15 protein-coding genes and 1 tRNA gene are annotated in these 19162 nt (G+C 64.7%); 4 read left to right on the forward strand and 12 right to left on the reverse strand.

Annotated features, from left to right (window positions below; translation table 11 throughout):
• Positions 1–88: 88 nt before the first annotated feature.
• The 8 genes from IRZ77_RS23680 to IRZ77_RS23715 all read right to left on the reverse strand — a co-directional run bounded on the left by IRZ77_RS23680 (position 89) and on the right by IRZ77_RS23715 (position 10397).
• A complete protein-coding gene (locus IRZ77_RS23680; protein WP_085601525.1) occupies positions 89–2464 on the reverse strand; it encodes an efflux RND transporter permease subunit in 2376 nt (791 codons plus the stop codon).
• A 20-nt stretch (positions 2465–2484) separates the two neighbouring features.
• A complete protein-coding gene (locus IRZ77_RS23685; protein ID WP_196174520.1) occupies positions 2485–3504 on the reverse strand; it encodes a WD40/YVTN/BNR-like repeat-containing protein in 1020 nt (339 codons plus the stop codon).
• A 375-nt stretch (positions 3505–3879) separates the two neighbouring features.
• Positions 3880–6537 carry an aminopeptidase N gene (pepN, locus tag IRZ77_RS23690; protein ID WP_196174521.1) on the reverse strand — a complete coding sequence of 886 codons (2658 nt, stop codon included), beginning with the start codon at positions 6535–6537 and terminating at the stop codon, positions 3880–3882.
• A gap of 13 nt (positions 6538–6550) precedes the next feature.
• Positions 6551–7381 carry a DUF2797 domain-containing protein gene (locus IRZ77_RS23695; RefSeq protein WP_196174522.1) on the reverse strand — a complete coding sequence of 277 codons (831 nt, stop codon included), beginning with the start codon at positions 7379–7381 and terminating at the stop codon, positions 6551–6553.
• Positions 7378–7638 carry a YeaC family protein gene (locus IRZ77_RS23700; protein ID WP_003260154.1) on the reverse strand — a complete coding sequence of 87 codons (261 nt, stop codon included), beginning with the start codon at positions 7636–7638 and terminating at the stop codon, positions 7378–7380. Before IRZ77_RS23700 ends, IRZ77_RS23695 begins: the two co-directional genes overlap by 4 nt.
• A 13-nt stretch (positions 7639–7651) precedes the next feature.
• Positions 7652–8539 (reverse strand): rhomboid family intramembrane serine protease, encoded by an 888-nt coding sequence (locus tag IRZ77_RS23705; protein ID WP_046617079.1) that lies wholly within the window; start codon positions 8537–8539, stop codon positions 7652–7654.
• Positions 8536–9507, reverse strand: coding sequence for a metallophosphoesterase (locus IRZ77_RS23710; RefSeq protein WP_046617078.1), 972 nt, complete (start codon positions 9505–9507; stop codon positions 8536–8538). The genes IRZ77_RS23705 and IRZ77_RS23710 overlap by 4 nt, the downstream gene beginning before the upstream one ends.
• Positions 9507–10397 carry an NAD(+) kinase gene (locus IRZ77_RS23715; protein WP_025338255.1) on the reverse strand — a complete coding sequence of 297 codons (891 nt, stop codon included), beginning with the start codon at positions 10395–10397 and terminating at the stop codon, positions 9507–9509. Before IRZ77_RS23715 ends, IRZ77_RS23710 begins: the two co-directional genes overlap by 1 nt.
• 88 nt (positions 10398–10485) lie before the next feature.
• On the opposite strand from IRZ77_RS23715, the gene IRZ77_RS23720 reads away from it, so the two are divergent.
• Positions 10486–11418 (forward strand): DUF1853 family protein, encoded by a 933-nt coding sequence (locus IRZ77_RS23720; protein WP_046617077.1) that lies wholly within the window; start codon positions 10486–10488, stop codon positions 11416–11418.
• A 224-nt stretch (positions 11419–11642) separates the two neighbouring features.
• Positions 11643–12188: a cytochrome b gene (locus IRZ77_RS23725; protein ID WP_003260150.1), complete on the forward strand. Its 546-nt coding sequence runs from the start codon at positions 11643–11645 to the stop codon at positions 12186–12188.
• Here the strand turns inward: IRZ77_RS23725 and IRZ77_RS23730 are convergent.
• Together IRZ77_RS23730 and IRZ77_RS23735 are read right to left on the reverse strand one after the other, a co-directional pair.
• Complete coding sequence (locus tag IRZ77_RS23730) at positions 12179–13069, reverse strand: 1-aminocyclopropane-1-carboxylate deaminase/D-cysteine desulfhydrase (RefSeq protein WP_196174523.1); 891 nt, start codon at positions 13067–13069, stop codon at positions 12179–12181. The genes IRZ77_RS23725 and IRZ77_RS23730 overlap by 10 nt on opposite strands.
• Positions 13070–13222: 153 nt before the next feature.
• Positions 13223–15259 (reverse strand): NADPH-dependent 2,4-dienoyl-CoA reductase, encoded by a 2037-nt coding sequence (locus tag IRZ77_RS23735; RefSeq protein WP_046617250.1) that lies wholly within the window; start codon positions 15257–15259, stop codon positions 13223–13225.
• Between the two features lie 191 nt (positions 15260–15450).
• Between IRZ77_RS23735 and IRZ77_RS23740 the strand changes: the two genes are divergently transcribed.
• Positions 15451–16569 carry a nitrilase-related carbon-nitrogen hydrolase gene (locus IRZ77_RS23740; protein ID WP_046617249.1) on the forward strand — a complete coding sequence of 373 codons (1119 nt, stop codon included), beginning with the start codon at positions 15451–15453 and terminating at the stop codon, positions 16567–16569.
• Positions 16570–16573: 4 nt separating this feature from the next.
• On the forward strand, positions 16574–17614 hold the full coding sequence (locus IRZ77_RS23745; RefSeq protein WP_196174524.1) for an AraC family transcriptional regulator: 1041 nt from the start codon (positions 16574–16576) through the stop codon (positions 17612–17614).
• A 351-nt stretch (positions 17615–17965) separates the two neighbouring features.
• On the opposite strand, the gene IRZ77_RS23750 is transcribed toward IRZ77_RS23745, so the two are convergent.
• Both IRZ77_RS23750 and IRZ77_RS23755 read right to left on the reverse strand, forming a co-directional pair.
• The gene (locus tag IRZ77_RS23750) at positions 17966–18805 is read right to left on the reverse strand and encodes a DUF2242 domain-containing protein (protein ID WP_108479770.1); all 840 of its coding nucleotides are present in this window, start codon (positions 18803–18805) and stop codon (positions 17966–17968) included.
• Between the two features lie 200 nt (positions 18806–19005).
• A tRNA-Asp gene (locus IRZ77_RS23755) sits at positions 19006–19082 on the reverse strand.
• Positions 19083–19162 lie beyond the last annotated feature (80 nt).

A 19162-nucleotide genomic window follows, 5' to 3' on the forward strand; every position in this document is an offset into this window, starting at 1 on the left:
CCTCTTCTCCCCACATTCTGTGGGGTTTGGGGCGGTGCGTGGGGTTGCGGGCCCCCCGGCGATGGGCCGCAAAGCGGCCCCCTGCAATTCAATGGGCAAAAATCGACCCGCCCTCCTTGCCCACCATCTTCTCCGGCTTGATCAGGAACCGCGCCAACGCCGGCAACAACCACAGCGCCCCGAACATGTTCCACAACAACATGAAAGTCAGCATCAGCCCCATGTCCGCCTGGAACTTGATCGCCGAGAAGATCCAGGTGCACACGCCGATGGCCAGGCACAACCCGGTGAACAGCACCGCCTTGCCGGTCGAGCGCAAGGTCTCGTAATAAGCCTCCTGCAACGGCAACCCGGCGCGCAGGAAGCTTTCCAGCCGGCTGTAGATGTAGATGCCATAGTCCACGCCGATGCCCACACCCAGCGCCACCACCGGCAGGGTCGCCACCTTGACCCCGATGCCCATGTAAGCCATCAGCGCGTTGCCCAGCACCGAGGTCAGCACCAGCGGCAGGACAATGCACAGGGTGGCGGCAAACGAACGGAAGGTAATCAGGCACATCACCGCCACGCAGATGTACACCAGGATCAGGATGGTCAGCTCGGCCGACTTGATCACCTCGTTGGTCGCCGCCTCGATCCCGGCGTTGCCCGCCGCCAGCAGGAACTGCAGGCCTTCCTTGTTGTGGCTGTCGGCAAACGCCTTGGCCACGGCAGTGACCCGCTCCAGGGTTTCGGCCTTGTGATCGTTGAGGAACACCAGCACCGGCGCCAGCGAGCAGTCGCCGTTGTACAGGCCATCGGCGCGGGCGATGGAGTTGTTGAGGATGTCAGGGTTGCGCGACAGCGTTTCCCATTTCAGGCTGCCCTCGTTCATGCCCTTGATCACCTGCTTGGACACGGTCACGAGGGAAATCGCAGACTGCACGCCTGGGGTGTTCTGCATGGTCCACATCAGCTCGTCGATCGGCGCCATGGTCGAGTGGATCGAGCAGCTTTCCGGCGGGGTCTTGACCATGATCACCAGCACATCGGAACTGGTCGAGTAGTTGCTGATGATGAAGTTGTTGTCCTGGTTGTAGCGCGAGTCGGGGCGCAGCTCCGGCGCGCCCTGGTCGAGGTCGCCGATCTTCAGGTTCTGGCTGTACCACAGGCCACCGGCGAAGGCGACCAGCGCCAAGGCCACCGATACTGGCGCCACCTTGGCACTGGCGAAGTTCGACAGCAGGCGCCAGAACGGGTGCTCGCGGGTGGCGTCCTGCTTGCTGCGCTCGACGGCCTTCCTGCTGATGCCGACATAGGAAATGGCTACCGGCAGCAGGATGAGGTTGGTGAACACGATCACCGCCACACCGATGGACGCACCGATGGCCAGCTCACGGATCACCCCGATGTCGATTATCAGCAAGGTGATGAAGCCCACGGCGTCGGCAAGGATGGCGATCATCCCCGGCAGGAACAGCTGGCGGAAGGTGCGCCGGGCGGCGGTCAGCGCGTTGTCGGCGTCACTCGACTGCAGGGCGATACCGTTGATCTTCTGCACCCCGTGGGAAATGCCGATGGCGAAGATCAGGAACGGCACCAGCATCGAGTACGGGTCCAGGCCAAAGCCCACCGCATGCATCAGCCCCAGCTGCCAGACCACCGCCACCAGGGTGGTGATGAGCACGGCGATGGTGCTGCGGATGCACCAGGTGAACCAGTACAACAGCACCCAGGTGATGGCAAGGGCGACGCCGAAGAACATCGCCACCATCACCAGGCCGTCGATCAGGTCGCCGACCTTCTTGGCGAAGCCGACGATGTGCACCTTCACGTTGGGGTTCTGCGCCTGGAACTTGTCACGAATCTTTTCTTCCAGCTGGTGCGAGAACTGCTGATAGTCCAGCTTCACCTGCCTGCCCGGGTCCTGCGGGTCTGGGTAGCTCTCCAGCAGCGGTACATCGACGATGCTGGACTTGAAGTTGTTGCCCACCAGGCGCCCCACCTGGCCCGACTTGAGCACGTTGTCGCGCAGGGTGTCGAGGCTGTCCTGCGAGCCGTTGTAGGTGTTGGGAATCACCTCGCCACCGGAGAAGCCTTCCTCGGTGACCTCGCTCCAGCGCACGCTGGGGCTCCACAGCGACTTCAGCCCGGCACGGTCGACGCCAGGGATATAGAACACTTCGTCATGGATCTGCCGCAGGGTCTCCATGTAGTCCTTGTCGAAGATGTCGCCATTCACTGCCTCCACCGAAATGCGCACGGTGTTGCCGAGGTTGGCCAGGTCGTTGCGGTGCTCCATCATCTGCTCGATGAACGGGTGCTGCAGCGGGATCATCTTCTCGAAGCTGGTGGACGGGCGGATCTGCGTGGCCTGCCAGAACAGGAAGATGCTGACCAGCACGCACAGGGCGATGACCACCGGGCGGTTGTTGAAGATCAGGCGTTCGAGCAGCGTGGCCTTGTCCTGGTGATGCGGGTGCATGGTGATGCTCTCCCTGCTGGTCATGGACGCACCTCCTGGTCAGCACCCTGCGGGTCAGCCAGGTGCACGCCACCCTGCCCTACCAGCAGCAGGCCGCCATCGGCCAGGCCGCTGACGCCGGCCAGGGCAATGCGGTCGGCGCGGTTGTAGACACTGAAGGTCTGGCCATCATCGGTACTGCGCAGCACGCTGCCGCCATTGCCGACCAGCACCAGGCTACCGTCCTCGACAAGCGTAGCGCCTGCCAGGCCGAATTCGAGGGTGCCACGTGCGACCTTGAGCTCGATCGGCTGCCAGCTGTCACCAAAATCGGTGGAACGGAACAGGTTGCCGCGCAGGCCGTAGGCCAGCAGGGTGTGCGGCCGGGCAGTGCCGATCACGCCGAACAGCGAGCCCTCGTAAGGGCCCTGGACCTTGGCCCAGGTCTGGCCGTTGTCGGCGGAGCGGAACATGCCACCCTGCTCGCCGACGATGAACAGGCCTGCGTCGCGCACCTGGGCGATACCGTTCAGGTGCAGCTGGTCGGGGTTGTCCAGGCGCTCGGCCACGTCCTGCCAGTGCTGGCCACCGTCGGTGGTCTCCAGCAAGGCGCCGTAGGCACCTACGGCAAAGCCGTGCCGAGCATCGAGGAAGACGACATCGAGCAACGGTGCTTCGCGGGACAAGTCTTCGAATTGCTTGCTCCAGGTGGCACCACCATCGCTGCTGGCGAGCACCAGCGCATCGTGGCCGACGGCCCAGCCGTGCTTGTCGTCGAGGAAGAACACCGCGGTGAGCAGTTGCCGGGTGGGCACCCGCGCCTGGGTCCAGGTTCTGCCCTGGTCGTCAGAGAACAGGATATGACCGCGATCGCCCACCACCACCAGGCGCTTGCCGGCATGGGTGGCGTCGATCAGCAGGCTTTGGCTGGCCTTGGCCGATTCGGTGGAATACTCGTCGGCGGCAGCGGCTTGCACGCTGTCAGCCCACACGCCAAGCCCTAGCGCCAGTACCGCGCCGGCTGCCAATGGCCAGGCAAAGCGCCTGTTCTGTTCCCTCATGACTGTCCCCCTGTTGTTCTTGTCTGGTGGGTCAATGCACTGCACGTACTGCGAAAAGCCTGATCTAGAGGCCTGCAATAGCTTGAGGGGATCGTAGCGGGGATGTTTGCGGGAACACAACGGGCGGGGTGTTATGTTTTGTTGTCGCCTGTAAAAAGCAGGGGCCGCTGTGCGGCCCATCGCCGGCAAGCCAGCTCCCACAGGTACTGCACATGCCTTGAAAGCAGTCAAATACCTGTGGGAGCAATAAGGCCCTTGCAGGCAATACAAGACAATTGAGCTCACAGGTACTGCACAGGCATTGAAGGCAGTGGAGTACCTGTGGGAGCTGGCTTGCCGGCGATGGGCTGCAAAGCAGCCCCAGTTTCTACAGGCTCAAGCCAGGCTCTTACTCACAACCTCATACACATCACTGGACAGCTCACCAGAAGCCAGAATCCGCTCCAGCTCGCCCTTCATCAGGGCCTGACGCGCATCGTCATACTTGCGCCAGCGGGTCAGCGGTGCCAGTTGCCGCGAAGCGATCTGCGGGTTCAGCGCATTCAGCTCGATCACCAGGTCCGCCAGGAAGCGGTAGCCCGAGCCATCCGCCGCATGGAAATTGACCAGGTTCTGCCCGGCAAAGGCGCCGATCAGCGCACGTACCTTGTTCGGGTTCTTCAGGGTGAACGCCGGGTGCTGCATCAGCGCCTTGACCCGCGCCAACCCGCCCGGCAGCGCGCTGGCCGCCTGCACGCTGAACCATTGGTCCATGACCAGCGGGTTGTCCTTGAAGTGCTCGGCAAAGGCTTCCAGCGCCTTGGCCCGCTCGGCTTCGAACGGCGAGTTGACCAGCACTGCCAGCGCGGTCAGGCGCTCGGTCATGTTGTCGCAGTGCTCGAACTGCTCCAGGGTCGCTTCCAGCACCTGTGGCTTGCCACTCAGCATCAGGTAAGAGAGGGCGATGTTTTGCAGGCTGCGGCGGGCAAAGTGCTCGGCCGAGGCCACGTAGGCGGTGCTGCGCGACACTTCGCGGTTGGCCTTGTAGCGCGCCCACAGGGCGTCGAACAGCTGCTCGGCGATCTGCTGGCGGGCGAACTCGCGGGCGGCGTGGATGGCGTCCACGTCGGCCACCTGGCTGATCTCGGTGAGGTAGGCCTCACCCGGCAGCGAGAGCATTTCGGCAACCATGGCAGGGTCCAGCGACTCGTTGCCGAGCACGGTGCCAAGGGCGGTGATCAGGCGCTGATCGAGCGTGAGTGCTTCGCCACGCTGATGCTGGCCGATCAGCTCCTGCAGCACCTGCACCGACAACTGCTGCCCCGCCTCCCAGCGGTTGAAGCCGTCGCTGTCGTACTGCATCAGGAACATCAGCTGGTCGCGGTCGTAGGGGAAGCTCAGCTTGACCGGTGCGCTGAAACCGCGCAGCAGCGACGGCAGCGGCTTGGCCTGGATGCCCTGGAAGGTGAAGGTCTGCTCGGCCTCGGTCACCGATAGCACACGGCTGGTGCCCTGCGCTGTCGCTTCGCCGGCCAGTTGCAGCGGCAGGTCGTTGCCTGCGGCATCCAGCAGGCCAAGTTCCACCGGGATCACGAACGGCAGTTTTTCGGCCTTGTCCGGGGTCTGCGGGCAGCTCTGGCGGAAGGTCAGGCTGTAGGTCTGCGCGGCCGCGTCATAGGCCTCGCTGACTTCCAGGCGTGGGGTGCCAGCCTGGTTGTACCAGCGCTTGAACTGGGTGAAGTCGACACCGTTGGCGTCTTCCATGGCCTTGATGAAATCGTCGGTGGTCACCGCCTGGCCATCGTGGCGTTCGAAGTACAGGTCGCTGCCCTTGCGGAAGCCGTCTGCGCCCAGCAGGGTACGAACCATGCGCACCACTTCGGCGCCTTTCTCGTACACGGTCAGGGTGTAGAAGTTGGAGATCTCGATGAAGCTGTCCGGGCGTACCGGGTGGGCCATGGGGCCAGCATCTTCGGCGAACTGGTGAGTACGCAGGTAGGCCACGTCTTCGATGCGTTTGACCGTGCGCGAGTTCATGTCGGCGCTGAACTCGGCATCGCGGAACACCGTGAAGCCTTCTTTCAGCGACAGCTGGAACCAGTCACGGCAAGTGACGCGGTTGCCCGACCAGTTGTGGAAATACTCGTGGGCAACCACACCTTCGACGCGCTGGTGGGCAGCATCGGTGGCCGTTTCAGCACGGGCCAGCACACAACTGGAGTTGAAGATGTTCAGGCCCTTGTTTTCCATGGCGCCCATGTTGAAGTCGTTGACCGCGACGATCATGAAAATGTCCAGATCGTACTCGCGGCCATAGACTTCTTCGTCCCAACGCATGGACTTCTTCAGGCTGACCATGGCGTGGTCGCACTTGTCGATGTTCTCGGGCTCGACGTAGATGCGCAGGGTCACGTCACGGCCGGACTGGCGGGTGAAGCTGTCCTCGACGCACCACAAATCACCGGCCACCAGGGCGAACAGGTAAGCCGGCTTCATGAACGGATCTTCCCAGGTCGCCCAGTGGCGACCATCGTCTGCCGGCCCGCTACCGATCGGGTTGCCGTTCGACAACAATACCGGGTAGCGATGCTGTTCGGCGATGACCGTGGTGGTGAAGGTGCTCATCACGTCCGGGCGGTCGAGGTAGTAGGTGATCTTGCGGAAGCCTTCGGCCTCGCACTGGGTGCAGAACATCTTGCCCGACTTGTACAGGCCTTCCAGTGCGGTGTTGCTCTCGGGGTGGATCTTCACGCTGGTGTCGAGGGTGAAGCGCTCGGCCTTGGGCTGCACGGTCAGGCTGTCGGCATCGAGCTGGTAGTCGCCCGGCTGCAGCTCCTGGTCATCCAGCGAGGCGCGCAGCAGTTCCAGCTGCTGGCCATCGAGCTCCAATGGCGGCAGGCCGGCACCGCGTGCCGGGTTGCGGCGCATGACCAGTTGCGCGTGGACCAGGGTGTGGTCCTCGAACAGCTCGAAGGTCAGGTGCGTCTCGTCGATCAGGTACTCGGGCGCCTGGTAATCCTTGAGGTAGATCACTTGCGGTTGTTCGGTACGCATGTGCAGGTCCTTTTTACTGGAGCACGGCCAACTGGTAGGCCGTGTACTTGCGAATATTGATCACACCGGTGTCGAAGATCAGGTACTGGCCCTTGATGCCCAGCAGCGTGCCTTCCACTACCGGGTCCTTGTCGAGGTTGAAGCTGACGATCTTCGCCGGGTAGGCCTCGACCGGGTACTTCATCTGCACCACTTCGGCATCGGCCAGCGGCTGGATCGCCTGCAGGCCGAAGCGGCCCTGCAGCTCGCGCAGGCCATCTGCGCAGGCGTCGAAGACTTGCTCACGAATGGCGACCAGGTCGAGCTCCTCGGCATCGCCCTTGAGCAGGGTGCGCCAGTTGGTGCGGTCCGGCACCTGGCTGCGCAGCAGGTCTTCAACCAGGCCGGACTGCTGGCGGGTGGCAACGCGCATGATCGGCAGGGCCTGGCTGGCGCCCTGGTCGAGCCAGCGGGTGGGCAGCTGGGTGGCGCGGGTGATGCCGACCTTGATCCCCGACGAGTTGGCCAGGTAGACCACGTGATCGGTCATGCAGAACTGTTCGCCCCACGACGGCTCGCGGCAGGTGCCGGCGTCGTAGTGGCATTTTTCCGGAGCCATGATGCACACATCGCACTGGGCCAGCCTGGTCATGCACGGGTAGCAGTAACCCTGGCTGAAGCTGGTCTTGGTGCGCTTGCCACAATGGCTGCAGTGAATGGCGCCGAGGTATTCAAGGCGCAGGCGCTGGCCGATCAGCGGGTTCACCGGCACCTGCGTGTCATCCAGGCGGAAGCTGTACTGCACCACTGGTGCCTGCAGTCTTACCGCCATCTTGCTCAACGAGCCACGAGCGAGTTCGATCAATGTACCGAGTCCGACTTGAACAGAATGTTGGCGATCGGCGCGGACTTCGAGGCGCATTCCTGCGGGCCCATGTAGCCGGTACGCTGGTCTTCGGGGAGGTTTTTCATCTCCCATGCGATTACCGCCTGCAGCGACAGCTCTTTCTGCTCGGCAGTGAGCTTGCGGCCATCCGACCATTTGCCGATTTCCACGGCCAGTTTCAGGCTTTCGTAGATTTCCGGGGTGATGTTTTCGATCATTTGCGCGAAAGTGGACATAGTGTCTCCTGATTCAAGCCGACAGTTTACGCCGGGCCAGCGCCCCACCCAAGAGCCCGGTCAGGCATCCGATGAGCAGCCCGCCGACGTGGGCGGCATTGGCGATCTGGCCAAGGCCCAGGGTGTCGATAACGCCGCTCAGGCACACCACCAGCCAGATCAGCATCATCACCAGCACGCCCTTGGGCAGGTTGAAGTAACGGTCGGGTGCCAGCCATTGGCACAGCCAGATGTGCCCGAGCAGGCCGTACAGCACGCCGGACAGGCCGCCAAACAGGCTCGGCCCGCTGCTGAAGTGCTGGGCCAGGTTGGACACCAGGCTGAACAACAGGGTAAGGCCCAGCAGCGCCCACGGGCCCTGGCGCAATTCGATGCGTTTGCCCAGTTCCCAGTACCACAGGCTGTTCATGGCCAGGTGCAGCACGCCGAAATGCAGCAGCATGGGCGATACCAGGCGCCACCACTGGCCTTCGTCCAGGCTTTGCGCCAGTGGGCTGAAATACAGGTAGTCGCCCTGGACGCGGAAGTCGAGGAAGGTGAACCAGCTGATGGTGGTGAAGTTGTCGCCCAGGCCGGTAAGGCCGGCGACGATGAAGCACAGCAGCAGGGTGATAGTGGTGACTTTGCAGGCTCTGGCCTGTTCTGCCAGGGAGGGTTGTGTAGGGCTATTCGCGGGTAAACCCGCTCCCACAGGGTCCTGAGCAAGTTCAAGGTCGGCGTTGCCGTCGGGGTAGCGCTGGTAGAGTTCGCGGACGTTTGCGGCCAGGGTGTCGGGGGCCCAGAGCACCTGGGCATCGCCTTCCTCGCTGACCCGGTGCGGCACCTGCAGGCGCTGCAGCAGGTGAACGAAGCCGCTGAGGTCGACCGACAGCGGCAGGCGCATCACTTCGATAATGTTCATTGGTTGGCCTGTGGGCGGTCGACATCGACCCAGACGAACTTGTGCGGGTCGATGCGGGTTTCATCATCCAGCCGGTAGGCGGCCAGCTTGCCGTAGAGCACGGCGCTGTAGTCCAGGCAGGCCAGGTTGGCGCGGATCGGCGCCGGGCGGCCGCTGCGCCAGTAATGGCCGACGAACAGCATGGGCTCGTCTTCGGCATAGCGCAGCAAGGCGTTCTTCTGGCTGTGACTGAGCGGGGTGCTGGCCACTTCCGCAGGCAGAGCGTCTGGCTGGAACACGATGTCACCGTAGGTTTGCGGGTCTTCTTCCCAGAACTTGGTACGGAAGAAGGCACGGGTCAGACCATCGCCACCGGTGAGGGTCAGGCCGTCCGGCAGGCGCATGTCGGTACCGCGCAGCAGGCGGTTGCACACGGTGGCGGCAAAGCTGCCGCTCACCGCCGAAGCCTGGATGAAGTGCTCGTCGATACGACCGTCGGGGTACTGCTGGCGCAGCGGCTCGATCAGCCGTGGGTCCCAGCAGGCATGCACCAGGCGGAAACGCCCGGCGTCGACGAACAGCGGCAACTCGTAGAACCAGTTGACGAAGTCGTGCCAGTCAGCGGGGTGGTTGGCAAACTGGGTCAGGGTTTCGTCGATCAACCGGGCGTGGCGCGGCGTATGCTCGCGCACGAAGGCCTTGCCGCTGCCAGGCAGCGCCGGGGTAACCCAGCCCAGGGCATTGTACTCGTGGTTGCCCATGATGCAGAACGCCTGGCCGGCCTCGACCATGTCGTGGACGATGTGCAACGCCTCGCGAATGCGTGGCCCGCGGTCGACGATGTCGCCGAGGAACAGCGCCTGGCGCCGCGGGTGGCACCACACGCCGGCCACACGCTTGTAACCAAGGGCGTCGAGCAGGCGTTCAAGGGTCAGCGCACAACCGTGCACGTCACCGATGATGTCGAAACTACGCGCCGGATCGAGCATCAGTCGTCCCTGCTTCCCAGGCGGCTGCCCCAGCCGAGCTTGGTGCGGCAGACCTCGTAGTAGTTGTGGTCCAGCGGGTGGATCAGGCGCAGCTTCTGCGGTTTCTTGCTCACCGTGATGGTGTCACCGGGGGCGCAGGTGAAGTGGTTCTGGCCGTCACAGGATACTTGCGGGTAGATCTGCAGGTCCTTGGACACCACGATCTTCAGCTCGCTGTTGCCGTCGACCACGATCGGCCGGCCCGACAGGGTATGCGGGTACATTGGCACGATGACGATGGCGTCGAGCTTGGGGTGCATGATCGGGCCGCCGGCCGACAGGGCATAGGCTGTGGAGCCGGTGGGGGTGGCGACGATCAGGCCGTCGGCCTTCTGGCTGCAGACGAACTGGCCGTCGATGTAGATCTCGAACTCGATCATGCGCGTGGACTTGCCCGGGTGCAGCACCACGTCGTTCAGTGCATCACCCTGGCCGATGGCTTCGTTGTGGCGGCGTACCTCGGCCTGCAGCAGGAAGCGGTTTTCCACCAGGTAGTGGCCGTCGAGCACTTCGGCGACCTTCTCTTCCAGCTCGTCGGGGCGGATGTCGGTGAGGAAGCCCAGGTTGCCACGGTTGATGCCCAGCACCGGAATGTTGTGCCGGGCCAGGGCGCGGGCGGCGCCCAGCAGGCTGCCGTCGCCGCCGACCACGATGACCAGGTCGCAGACCTCGCCCAGCAGCTTGCGGGTAGAGGTTTGCAGGCCATGGCCAGGCAGCACTTCGGCAATGGTGTCCTCGAGGATCACGTGCAGGTGGCGCTCGAGGAGGAATTTTTTCAGTCGGCGAATGGTGTCGAGCACCTGGGAGCTGCCAAGGCGGCCGATGATACCGATATTGCGAAATTGCTCCATGGGGCTCCTGCGAGGCTCTGCGGCGGGTGACTATGCCGCGATTATGGGCGAAACCACCGGGTAGCGGCAAACCGGCTATGCTCGCAGGATGATGCCATTCGCCCTGCTCCACGACCTGCCCCGGCAGCTACGCCGCCCCCACGTGCGCGACCTGGCCTGGGCCCTGCTGTCGCCCCCGTTGCTCAGCGCCCCGCCCTGCCCCCAGCGCCACCCGCTGGCGGGCAGCCTGTGGGCGGACCAGCCACAGCGCCTTGCGGACTGGCTGCGGGCGCTGGATGACGATGACCGCCCACTGCATGACTGGCTGGCGCAACTGGGCAGCCGGCGCCTGGGGCACTACTACGAACGGCTGTGGCAATTTGCCCTGGGCCAGGCGCCGGGCATCGAACTGCTGGCGGCCAACCTGGCGATTCGCGACGGCGGACGCACCCTGGGCGAGCTGGATGTGGTGCTGCGCGACCGCGACGGCGTGCACCACCTGGAACTGGCCATCAAGCTCTACCTGGGCCCGGAGCATTCCGGGCACGACCCCGTCGCCTGGCTGGGGCCGGGCTGCCATGACCGACTGGGAAGCAAACTGGCGCACCTGGCGCGGCACCAGTTGCCCATGTCGGCCGGGGCGCACAGCCGCGAGGTGCTGGCCCGGCTGGGGGTGGAGCAGCTGCAGGCGCATGTGTGGCTGGGTGGCTATCTGTTCTACCCATGGCCTGGGCATGCGCAGCCACCACAGGGCGCCAACCCGCAGCATTTGCGCGGGCGCTGGCTGCGGCGGCGGGACTGGGTCATGGGCGAAGGTGAACGATGGCAGCCGCTGCAACGGCATGCCTGGCTGGCGCCGGCGCGGGTCGAGGCGCATGAGTGCTGGGCGGTGGAGCAGTTTGCGGCATGGCTGCATGTGCTGGAGCGGAAGGCTCCGGCGCAGTTGCTGGTGAGGTTGGAGCAAGAAGCTGATGGCGCCTGGCAGGAGGCTGAACGGGTGTTTCTAGTGGCTGACAGTTGGCCATTTACACCCGAGGCATGATGCCAGCTGTACCGGCCCTTTCGCGGGCTTGCCCGCTCCCACAGGTACTGCACAGGTCTCTGGCTCTGCGCTGTACCTGTGGGAGCGGGCAAGCCCGCGAAGAGGCCGGTGCAGACAACACAATTTTCACAGACCTGGCGCAAAGATTCGTTCCCCCGTAGCCACTACAGTACTACCTGAGCGCCAGCAAGAGCGCCATTCCGACCTGATGACGAGGACCGATCATGGTTTCATCCACCCCCGCGACCCATTACGCGCGCTTGTCCATCGCCCTGCACTGGCTGATGCTGGTGCTGCTGGCAGCTGTCTATGCCCTTATCGAACTGCGTGGCCTGTTCCCCAAGGACAGCGTCGAACGCAACCTGATGAAGGACCTGCACTTCATGCTCGGGCTCAGCGTGTTCGTGCTGGTCTGGTTGCGCCTGGCCATCCGCCTGAGCCGCCCGACCCCACCCATCGTGCCCAAACCTGCGGCCTGGCAGACCGGCCTCGCGCACCTGATGCACCTGGCGTTGTACCTGCTGATGATCATCCTGCCGCTTGCCGGCTGGCTGATCCTCAGCGCCGCCGACAAACCAGTGCCGTTCTTCGGCCTGGAGCTGCCGCATCTGATCGGCCCGAACCCGGACCAGGCCAAGTTCATCAAAGGCTGGCATGAACGCATCGGCAGCTGGGGCTACTGGCTGATCGGCCTGCACGCTCTGGCCGGGCTGTATCACCACTATGTGCAGCGCGACAACACGCTGCTGCGCATGCTGCCCTACAAGTAACCACGCCGGCCCTGCAGGCCGCCGGTGTGCACCACGATCAGGCGGGTGCCGGGCGCGAACAGCCCGGCCTCGACCTGCTCACGCAGGGCCAGCAGGGCCTTGCCGGTGTAGAGGGCTTCGAGCGGCACGCCGGTGTGCCGCTCGCAATCGGCGATGAACGCCAGCAGCTCAGCGTCGAACTTGCCGAAACCACCTCGGCAGGCGTCGTGCAGCTGGTAGCCATGCGCACCGGCCAGTGTCGCTACCGCGTCCGGCACGCCATGATCCCTGGGTACAGCCAATGCGCCATGCACGACATGTGCGCCCGCCTCGGCCATCACCAGGCCGGCCAGGGTAGTTCCCGTTCCTGCAGCCAGCCACCAGGCGTCGTAGCCCGACCAGCCCAGCGCGGCAATTTGCGCGCGCGCCTGCTGAAGGACCAGCGCGCAGCCCTGTGCACCGGCCAGCCCGCCGCCCCCTTCGGGGATGCAGTGCCAACCCGGGTAGTGTGCCTGCCAGGGCTCCCAGAAACCCGCTTCGTTTCGTGCGCGGTAGCCGCCATAGCCCAGCCAGTGCAGTTCCATGCCCAGCGCTTGCAGGTCACGCACGGTTGGCGTGTCCTGGGCGTGGCCACGCAGCAGGCCGGCGGTGGCGAAACCGAAGCGCTTGCCGGCAGCGGCCAGGGCGTGCAGATGGTTGGAATGGTTGCCGCCGAGGCTTATCAGGCCTGGGGCCTTGATGGCGGAAGCGTGCTGCAGGTGGTGGCGCAGCTTGAACCACTTGTTGCCGCTGATCAGCGGGTCGATCAGGTCCAGGCGCAAGATGGCGGCTTCTACCTGGGCTTGTTGCAGCCAAGGCAGGATCAGGGGCTGCAGGGGGGCTTGGGGTAGGTCAAAGTGCATTGTGCGAGTTTACCAGCGAAAGCCGGGGGGCTGCTTTGCAGCCCATCGCCGGCAAGCCGGGCTCCCACAGATACAGCTCCAACCTCAAGCATCACGCTGTACCTGTGGGAGCCCGGCTTACCGGCGAAGGGCCGCGAAGCGGCCCCGGCAATCTCAGAGCTCAGCCGCCAATCTCGAACCCTGGTTGATCGCCCGCTTGGCATCCAGCTCGGCCGCCACATCGGCACCACCAATCAGGTGCACCGACTGCCCCGCCGCCACCAGCCCGTCCTGCAGTTCGCGCAGCGGCTCCTGCCCGGCACAGATCACCACGTTGTCCACCGCCAGCACCTGCGGCTCGCCATCGGCCACGCGAATATGCAGGCCGGCATCGTCGATACCCAGGTACTCGACGCTGTTGAGCATCTGCACCCGCTTGTTCTTCAACCCGGTACGGTGAATCCAGCCGGTGGTCTTGCCCAGGCCGTCACCCACCTTGGATTTCTTGCGCTGCAGCAGGTACACCTGCCGCGCCGGGGCATGCGGCTCGGCCTTGATCCCGGCCACGCCACCGCGTGCCCGCAGATGGGTATCGATGCCCCACTCCCGCCAGAACGCCTCACGGTCCTGGCTGGTGGCCACGCCCTGATGCACCAGGTACTCGGAAACGTCAAAACCGATGCCACCCGCACCGATCACCGCGACAGCCTTGCCCACCGGCTTGCGCTCGAGCAGCACATCCAGGTAGCTGAGCACCTTGGCATGCTCGACACCGGGGATGGCCGGCGTGCGCGGGGCAATACCAGTGGCCAGGATGATCTCGTCGTAGCCACCGTCGACCAGGGCCTGCACATCGACCCGGGTGTTCAGGCGCAGGTCCACGCCCGTGCTTTCGACCTTGTTGCGGAAGTAACGCAGGGTTTCATGGAACTCTTCCTTTCCCGGCACCCGCTTGGCGACATTGAACTGCCCGCCGATCTCGCTGGCGGCATCGAACAGGGTCACTGCGTGGCCGCGCTCGGCCGCCACCGTGGCTGCCGCCAGGCCGGCCGGGCCAGCGCCGACCACGGCAATGCGCTTCACGGTGCGCACGGGCAGGTAGTTGAGCTCGGTTTCGTGGCAGGCACGCGGGTTGACCAGGCAACTGGTCAGCTTGCCGCCAAAGGTATGGTCCAGGCAGGCCTGGTTGCAGCCGATGCAGGTGTTGATCTCGTCGCCGCGGCCGGCAGCGGCCTTGTTGACGAAGTCCGGGTCGGCCAGGAACGGCCGGGCCATCGAGACCATGTCGGCATCGCCCTCGGCCAGCACCGCCTCGGCCACTTCCGGGGTATTGATGCGGTTGGTGGTGATCAGCGGAATGTTCACCACGCCGCGCAGCTTGGCGGTGACCTTGCTGAATGCCGCGCGCGGCACCTTGGTGGCAATGGTCGGGATACGCGCTTCGTGCCAGCCGATGCCGGTATTGATCAAGGTTGCGCCGGCCTGCTCGATGGCCTTGGCCAGCAGCTCGATCTCGTCCCAGCTGCTGCCGCCCTCGACGAGGTCGAGCATCGACAGGCGGAAGATGATGATGAAGTTCGGGCCTACCGCGCCGCGCACCCGGCTGACGATTTCCACCGCCAGGCGCATGCGGTTCTCATAGCTGCCACCCCAGCGGTCGGTGCGGTGGTTGGTGTGGGCGGCGAGGAACTGGTTGATGAAGTAGCCTTCCGAACCCATGATCTCGACGCCGTCGTAACCGGCGCGCTGGGCCAGCACCGCGCAATTGACGAAGTCGGCGATCTGCTTTTCGATACCCGCCTCGTCCAGTTCCTTGGGCTTGAACGGGTTGATCGGCGCCTGGATCGCGCTGGGCGCCACCTGGCGCGGGCTGTAGGCGTAGCGCCCGGCATGCAGGATCTGCAGGCAGATCTTGCCGCCGGCAGCGTGTACCGCCTCGGTGACGATGCGGTGCTTGTCGGCTTCTTCCTCGGTGCTGAGCTTGGCCGCCCCGGAATACACCCCCCCCTCATCGTTGGGCGCGATGCCGCCGGTAACCATCAGGCCGACGCCACCGCGGGCGCGCTCGGCAAAGTACGCCGCCATGCGCTCGAAGCCACCCGGGCGCTCTTCGAGGCCAGTGTGCATCGAGCCCATCAGGGTGCGGTTGCGCAAGGTGGTAAAGCCCAGGTCCAGCGGGGCGAGCAGGTGCGGGTAGCGGTCGGCGGCCATGGAAAGGTCCCCAGGTGGCGTGATCACGGAATGCGGGTGCCGCACCGTCTGGCGGGCCCCGTCGTTTGTCTGCCTGCGACATTAAACAGCCGTTTGAATGGGCTCAATGATCGAAACTGACAAGTTATTGATCCTCGCGCACAGCACGACTACCCTAGGAAACTCCCGTTTCCAAGGCGCTGTCCTGCTTCATGCGAAAACTTCTGGCAAGCGCCCTGGCGCTGGTGATGATCGCCGCCCTTTGCGGCTACGGTTTCTGGACCCAGCAGCGCCCGGAAGGCCACTACCTGTCCGACCTGCGTATCGAACTGGCACTTAACCACGGCGTACCGGGCGAGCACGGCAACCTGCTCGGTGTCGAACCGCTGCTCTACCCGGGCGACTACCAGAACCTGCAGCGCCTGCACCGCAAGCTCGCGGCCTACCTGGAGCAGGCCCGTACCCAAGGGCTTGTAGGCCCGCGTACGGTGGTGGTGCTACCAGAGCACATCGGGACCTGGCTGTGGGCACGCGGGGAAAAGAACGAGCTGTACCAGGTCACGCAAAGCCGCGAGGCCCTGCAATGGCTGGAACTGAGCAACCCGCTGCGCTATGGCCTGGCCATGCTCCGTGCCGACGGGGACGACCGGCGCGCCGACGCGCACCTGCGCATGAAGGCCGATCAGATGGCCGCGGACTACCAGCAACTGTTCGGCGGCCTGGCCAAGGAATTCAACGTCACCCTGGTGGCCGGCTCCATCGTGCTGCCCGCCCCTTACGTGAAACAGGGCGTGCTGCATGCCGGCAGCGGCCCATTGTTCAACAGCAGCGTAGTGTTCGCCGGCGACGGTTCGCTGCTGGGCCAACCGCAACGCCAGCAGTTCCCCGACAGCGAAACACGCCGCTATGTGCATGATGGCCGCCAGCACCCGCTGCAGGTATTGCAAACCCCTGCCGGGCGCCTGGGCGTGCTGGTGGGCAGTGACAGTTGGTACCCGGAAAACCACCAGCAACTGGCACGACAGGCGGTACAACTGATCGCCAACCCGGTGTTCCTCAGCGGCAGGGGCAGCTGGCAAGCGCCCTGGCGCGGCAATCGCCACCAGGATGCCAGCGCCGGGCTGGCGTTGCAGCGCGGCGAAGTCAGTGAACAAGCCGCCTGGCAACGCCTGACCGAAGCGGCCGGGGCTGGTGTCAGCAGCATGAGCGTGTTCATGCGTGGGCAGTTCTGGGAACAGGGCAGCGACGGCCAGGGCTTTGCCCGCCAGGCGGGTGAATTGCTGGCAGGCACCCCCAGCCCTGGCGCCCGCTTGCTGAATTTGTGGTTGTAAGCCCATGGCCCGCCCCCGCGTGCGCCTGGGCGACCTTTCGGTTGGCTTTGTCCAGCCGCTGACCGAGGCCCTGCGCGAACTGGGCCACGACCCCGAACCTCTGCTGCGCCGCTATGGCCTGGATGCGGCGCGCCTGAGCGAAGCCGGTGCGCGCTTGTCGATCCCGCGCTACATGCACCTGGGGCACGCCGCCATCGAACTGTCCGGCGAGGCCGCGCTGGGCCTGCACATGGGGCGCCTGAGCCGCCTGGCGCATGCCGGCCTGGCCGGGGTCACCGCTGCCCAGGCCCCGAACCTGGGCGAGGCGGCACGCGCCCTTTTGCGCTTCGAGCCGCTGTACGCCGCCAACTATCGCGGCCACTCCAGTTTCCAGGAAGATGCCCAGGGCGCCTGGCTACGCTTCTACTCCATCAGCCCCTACAACGCCTACAACCGTTTCGTGGTCGATTCGCTACTCGCCGGCTGGCTCGCCCAGCTTGCCGACCTGGCCGGTACGGCGGTGCAGGCCGAACAGATGGAAATCGAGTTTGCCGCACCCGCCTACGCCGCGCGCTACCAGCCGCTGTGCAGCACGCCCGTGCAGTTCGCCGCCGACGGCAACCAGCTGCGCCTGAGCCGCGCCACGCTGCAGTTGGCCAACCCCAGGCACTGCCCCAGCACCTGGCAGCACCTGCTTCAGCTGTGCGAGGCGGAAATGCTTCAGCGTACGCGGGTGCGCAGCCTGGGTGAGCGCATCACCCACCTGTTGGGCCCTTTGCTCAATGGTGGCCGTGAACCGGACCTGGAAGAAGTGGCGCTGCACCTGCAACTGCCGACCTGGACCTTGCGCCGCAAACTGGCTGAGGAAGGCACGCGCTTTCGCGACCTGCTCAGCGAAACACGGCGTGACCTGGCCGAGACCTATATCCGCGATACGGAGCTGGCCTTTGGCGAGATTGCCTATCTGCTGGGGTTTGCGTCGGCCGAGGCCTTCCAGCGCGCTTTCAAGCGCTGGACGGGCCTTACACCGGGGGAGTTTCGCCGCAGCCAGCGGCGGGCAGGCTAGAGTTCGGTAGCGTCGTCAGCCGGCTCCGGGGGGTCCAGTTCATAAGCCTGGAATTCGAGAAGTTCTTCCTGATATTCGTCCATAGCCCTACGCCCTCTTCACTCATTTTTCCTGATAACTGTCGCCTTCACCCTAGGCAGGTGGGATGAAGAAATCATGACAAGCTTATGAGTGGTAAACGTAGCAGGGGTTCAGGAAGTTATCGCGGCGCGTCTGTAACAGGGGATGGTCTGCCTGCACCGGCCTCTTCGCGGGTAAACCCGCTCCCACAGGTACTGCGCAGTTCTCAACATCTGCGCAGTACCTGTGGGAGCGGGTTTACCCGCGAAGAGGCCGGGTACAGGAAAGCTATCAAAGGGCGGGGGAAGCGGTCTCGGCGGCCTCGGCAGGCTGGGCTTCCTGCTGCACCTCGATCGGTGCCGCCTCCGCTGGCGGCGCCACTGGCTGCGAGCCCTGGCTGTCATCCAGCACCGGCGCTGCTACCGCCTCGCTGGCCGGGGCAACAGCGGCCGGGGCTGGCGCCGCTTCAACCAAAGGCGCCGCCACCGGGGCCGGTGCCACCGGCGCTGCCGCGGCCTGCTCCGGCAGCCCCAAGGCAGCCGCCGGCGCTTCGACCTTAGGCGCGGGCTCTTCGACCTTGGCCTTGCTCTCCTGCTTAGGCTTGGGCTTTGGCAGGTAGCTCTCCACCAGTGCGAAATAACGGTCATAGAACTGCGCCGCCGTCACCGTCTCGCTGGCCACCTTGACCATCGAGTCGTCGCTGGAGCCGATCGGCATCGACACCGAGCCCAGTACACCAACGCCCAGGCTGGCGGAGGTATTGGACTTTTTCAGCGCATAACGATCCTGCAGAGCATTGGCGAACATGGTCGAACGCTGCTCGTCGCTCACATCTGGCGCACAGGTGACGTTGAAACTGATCTGCAGGTGGTTCTCGCTGTTCTGCTGGAAGCTCTTGTTGCCCACCACCTGGTTGGCGCCGCTGCTGGTGATGATGTAGCCCTGGCTGAGCAAGGCGCGCCGGGCGGCCTCGCAGGAGCCGGCATCGCTCACCGGGAAGCTGCGCGAGTAGGTGCCCGAGTCATCGAAGTTCTCGTGCTCGTAGACGGCGGCTTTTTTCGAGGAACAACCGGTCACACCCGCCAGCACCAGGGCCAGCCCGAGCGCACCAAAGACGGAAGATCTGGTCATTGCGAATTCCGGGTAAGTCGAGAAGGTGCCTATTGTGCAACACAGCAGGCAGGCACAGGAACCGCTGATCGGTGAAGAGTCTGTCAGGTTCGTGTAAATCTGGGTCAAGGGCGGCAGTTGCCAGGCGCAAAAACGAAAAAAGCGACCCCAAGGTCGCTTTGTCGTAGCTTCGAGGCGTTCAAGGGGCCTCGAGGCGAAGATGGCGCAGCGGACGGGACTCGAACCCGCGACCCCCGGCGTGACAGGCCGGTATTCTAACCGACTGAACTACCGCTGCGTATCATTCAGGCTTGCGCCCGATTGAAACCTGGGTCTACCCTTCCGGCGCGATGGCCTCAGGGCAGGCACAAAAAAAGC

This window comes from Pseudomonas pudica, from assembly GCF_015680405.1.
Lineage (GTDB): Bacteria > Pseudomonadota > Gammaproteobacteria > Pseudomonadales > Pseudomonadaceae > Aquipseudomonas > Aquipseudomonas pudica.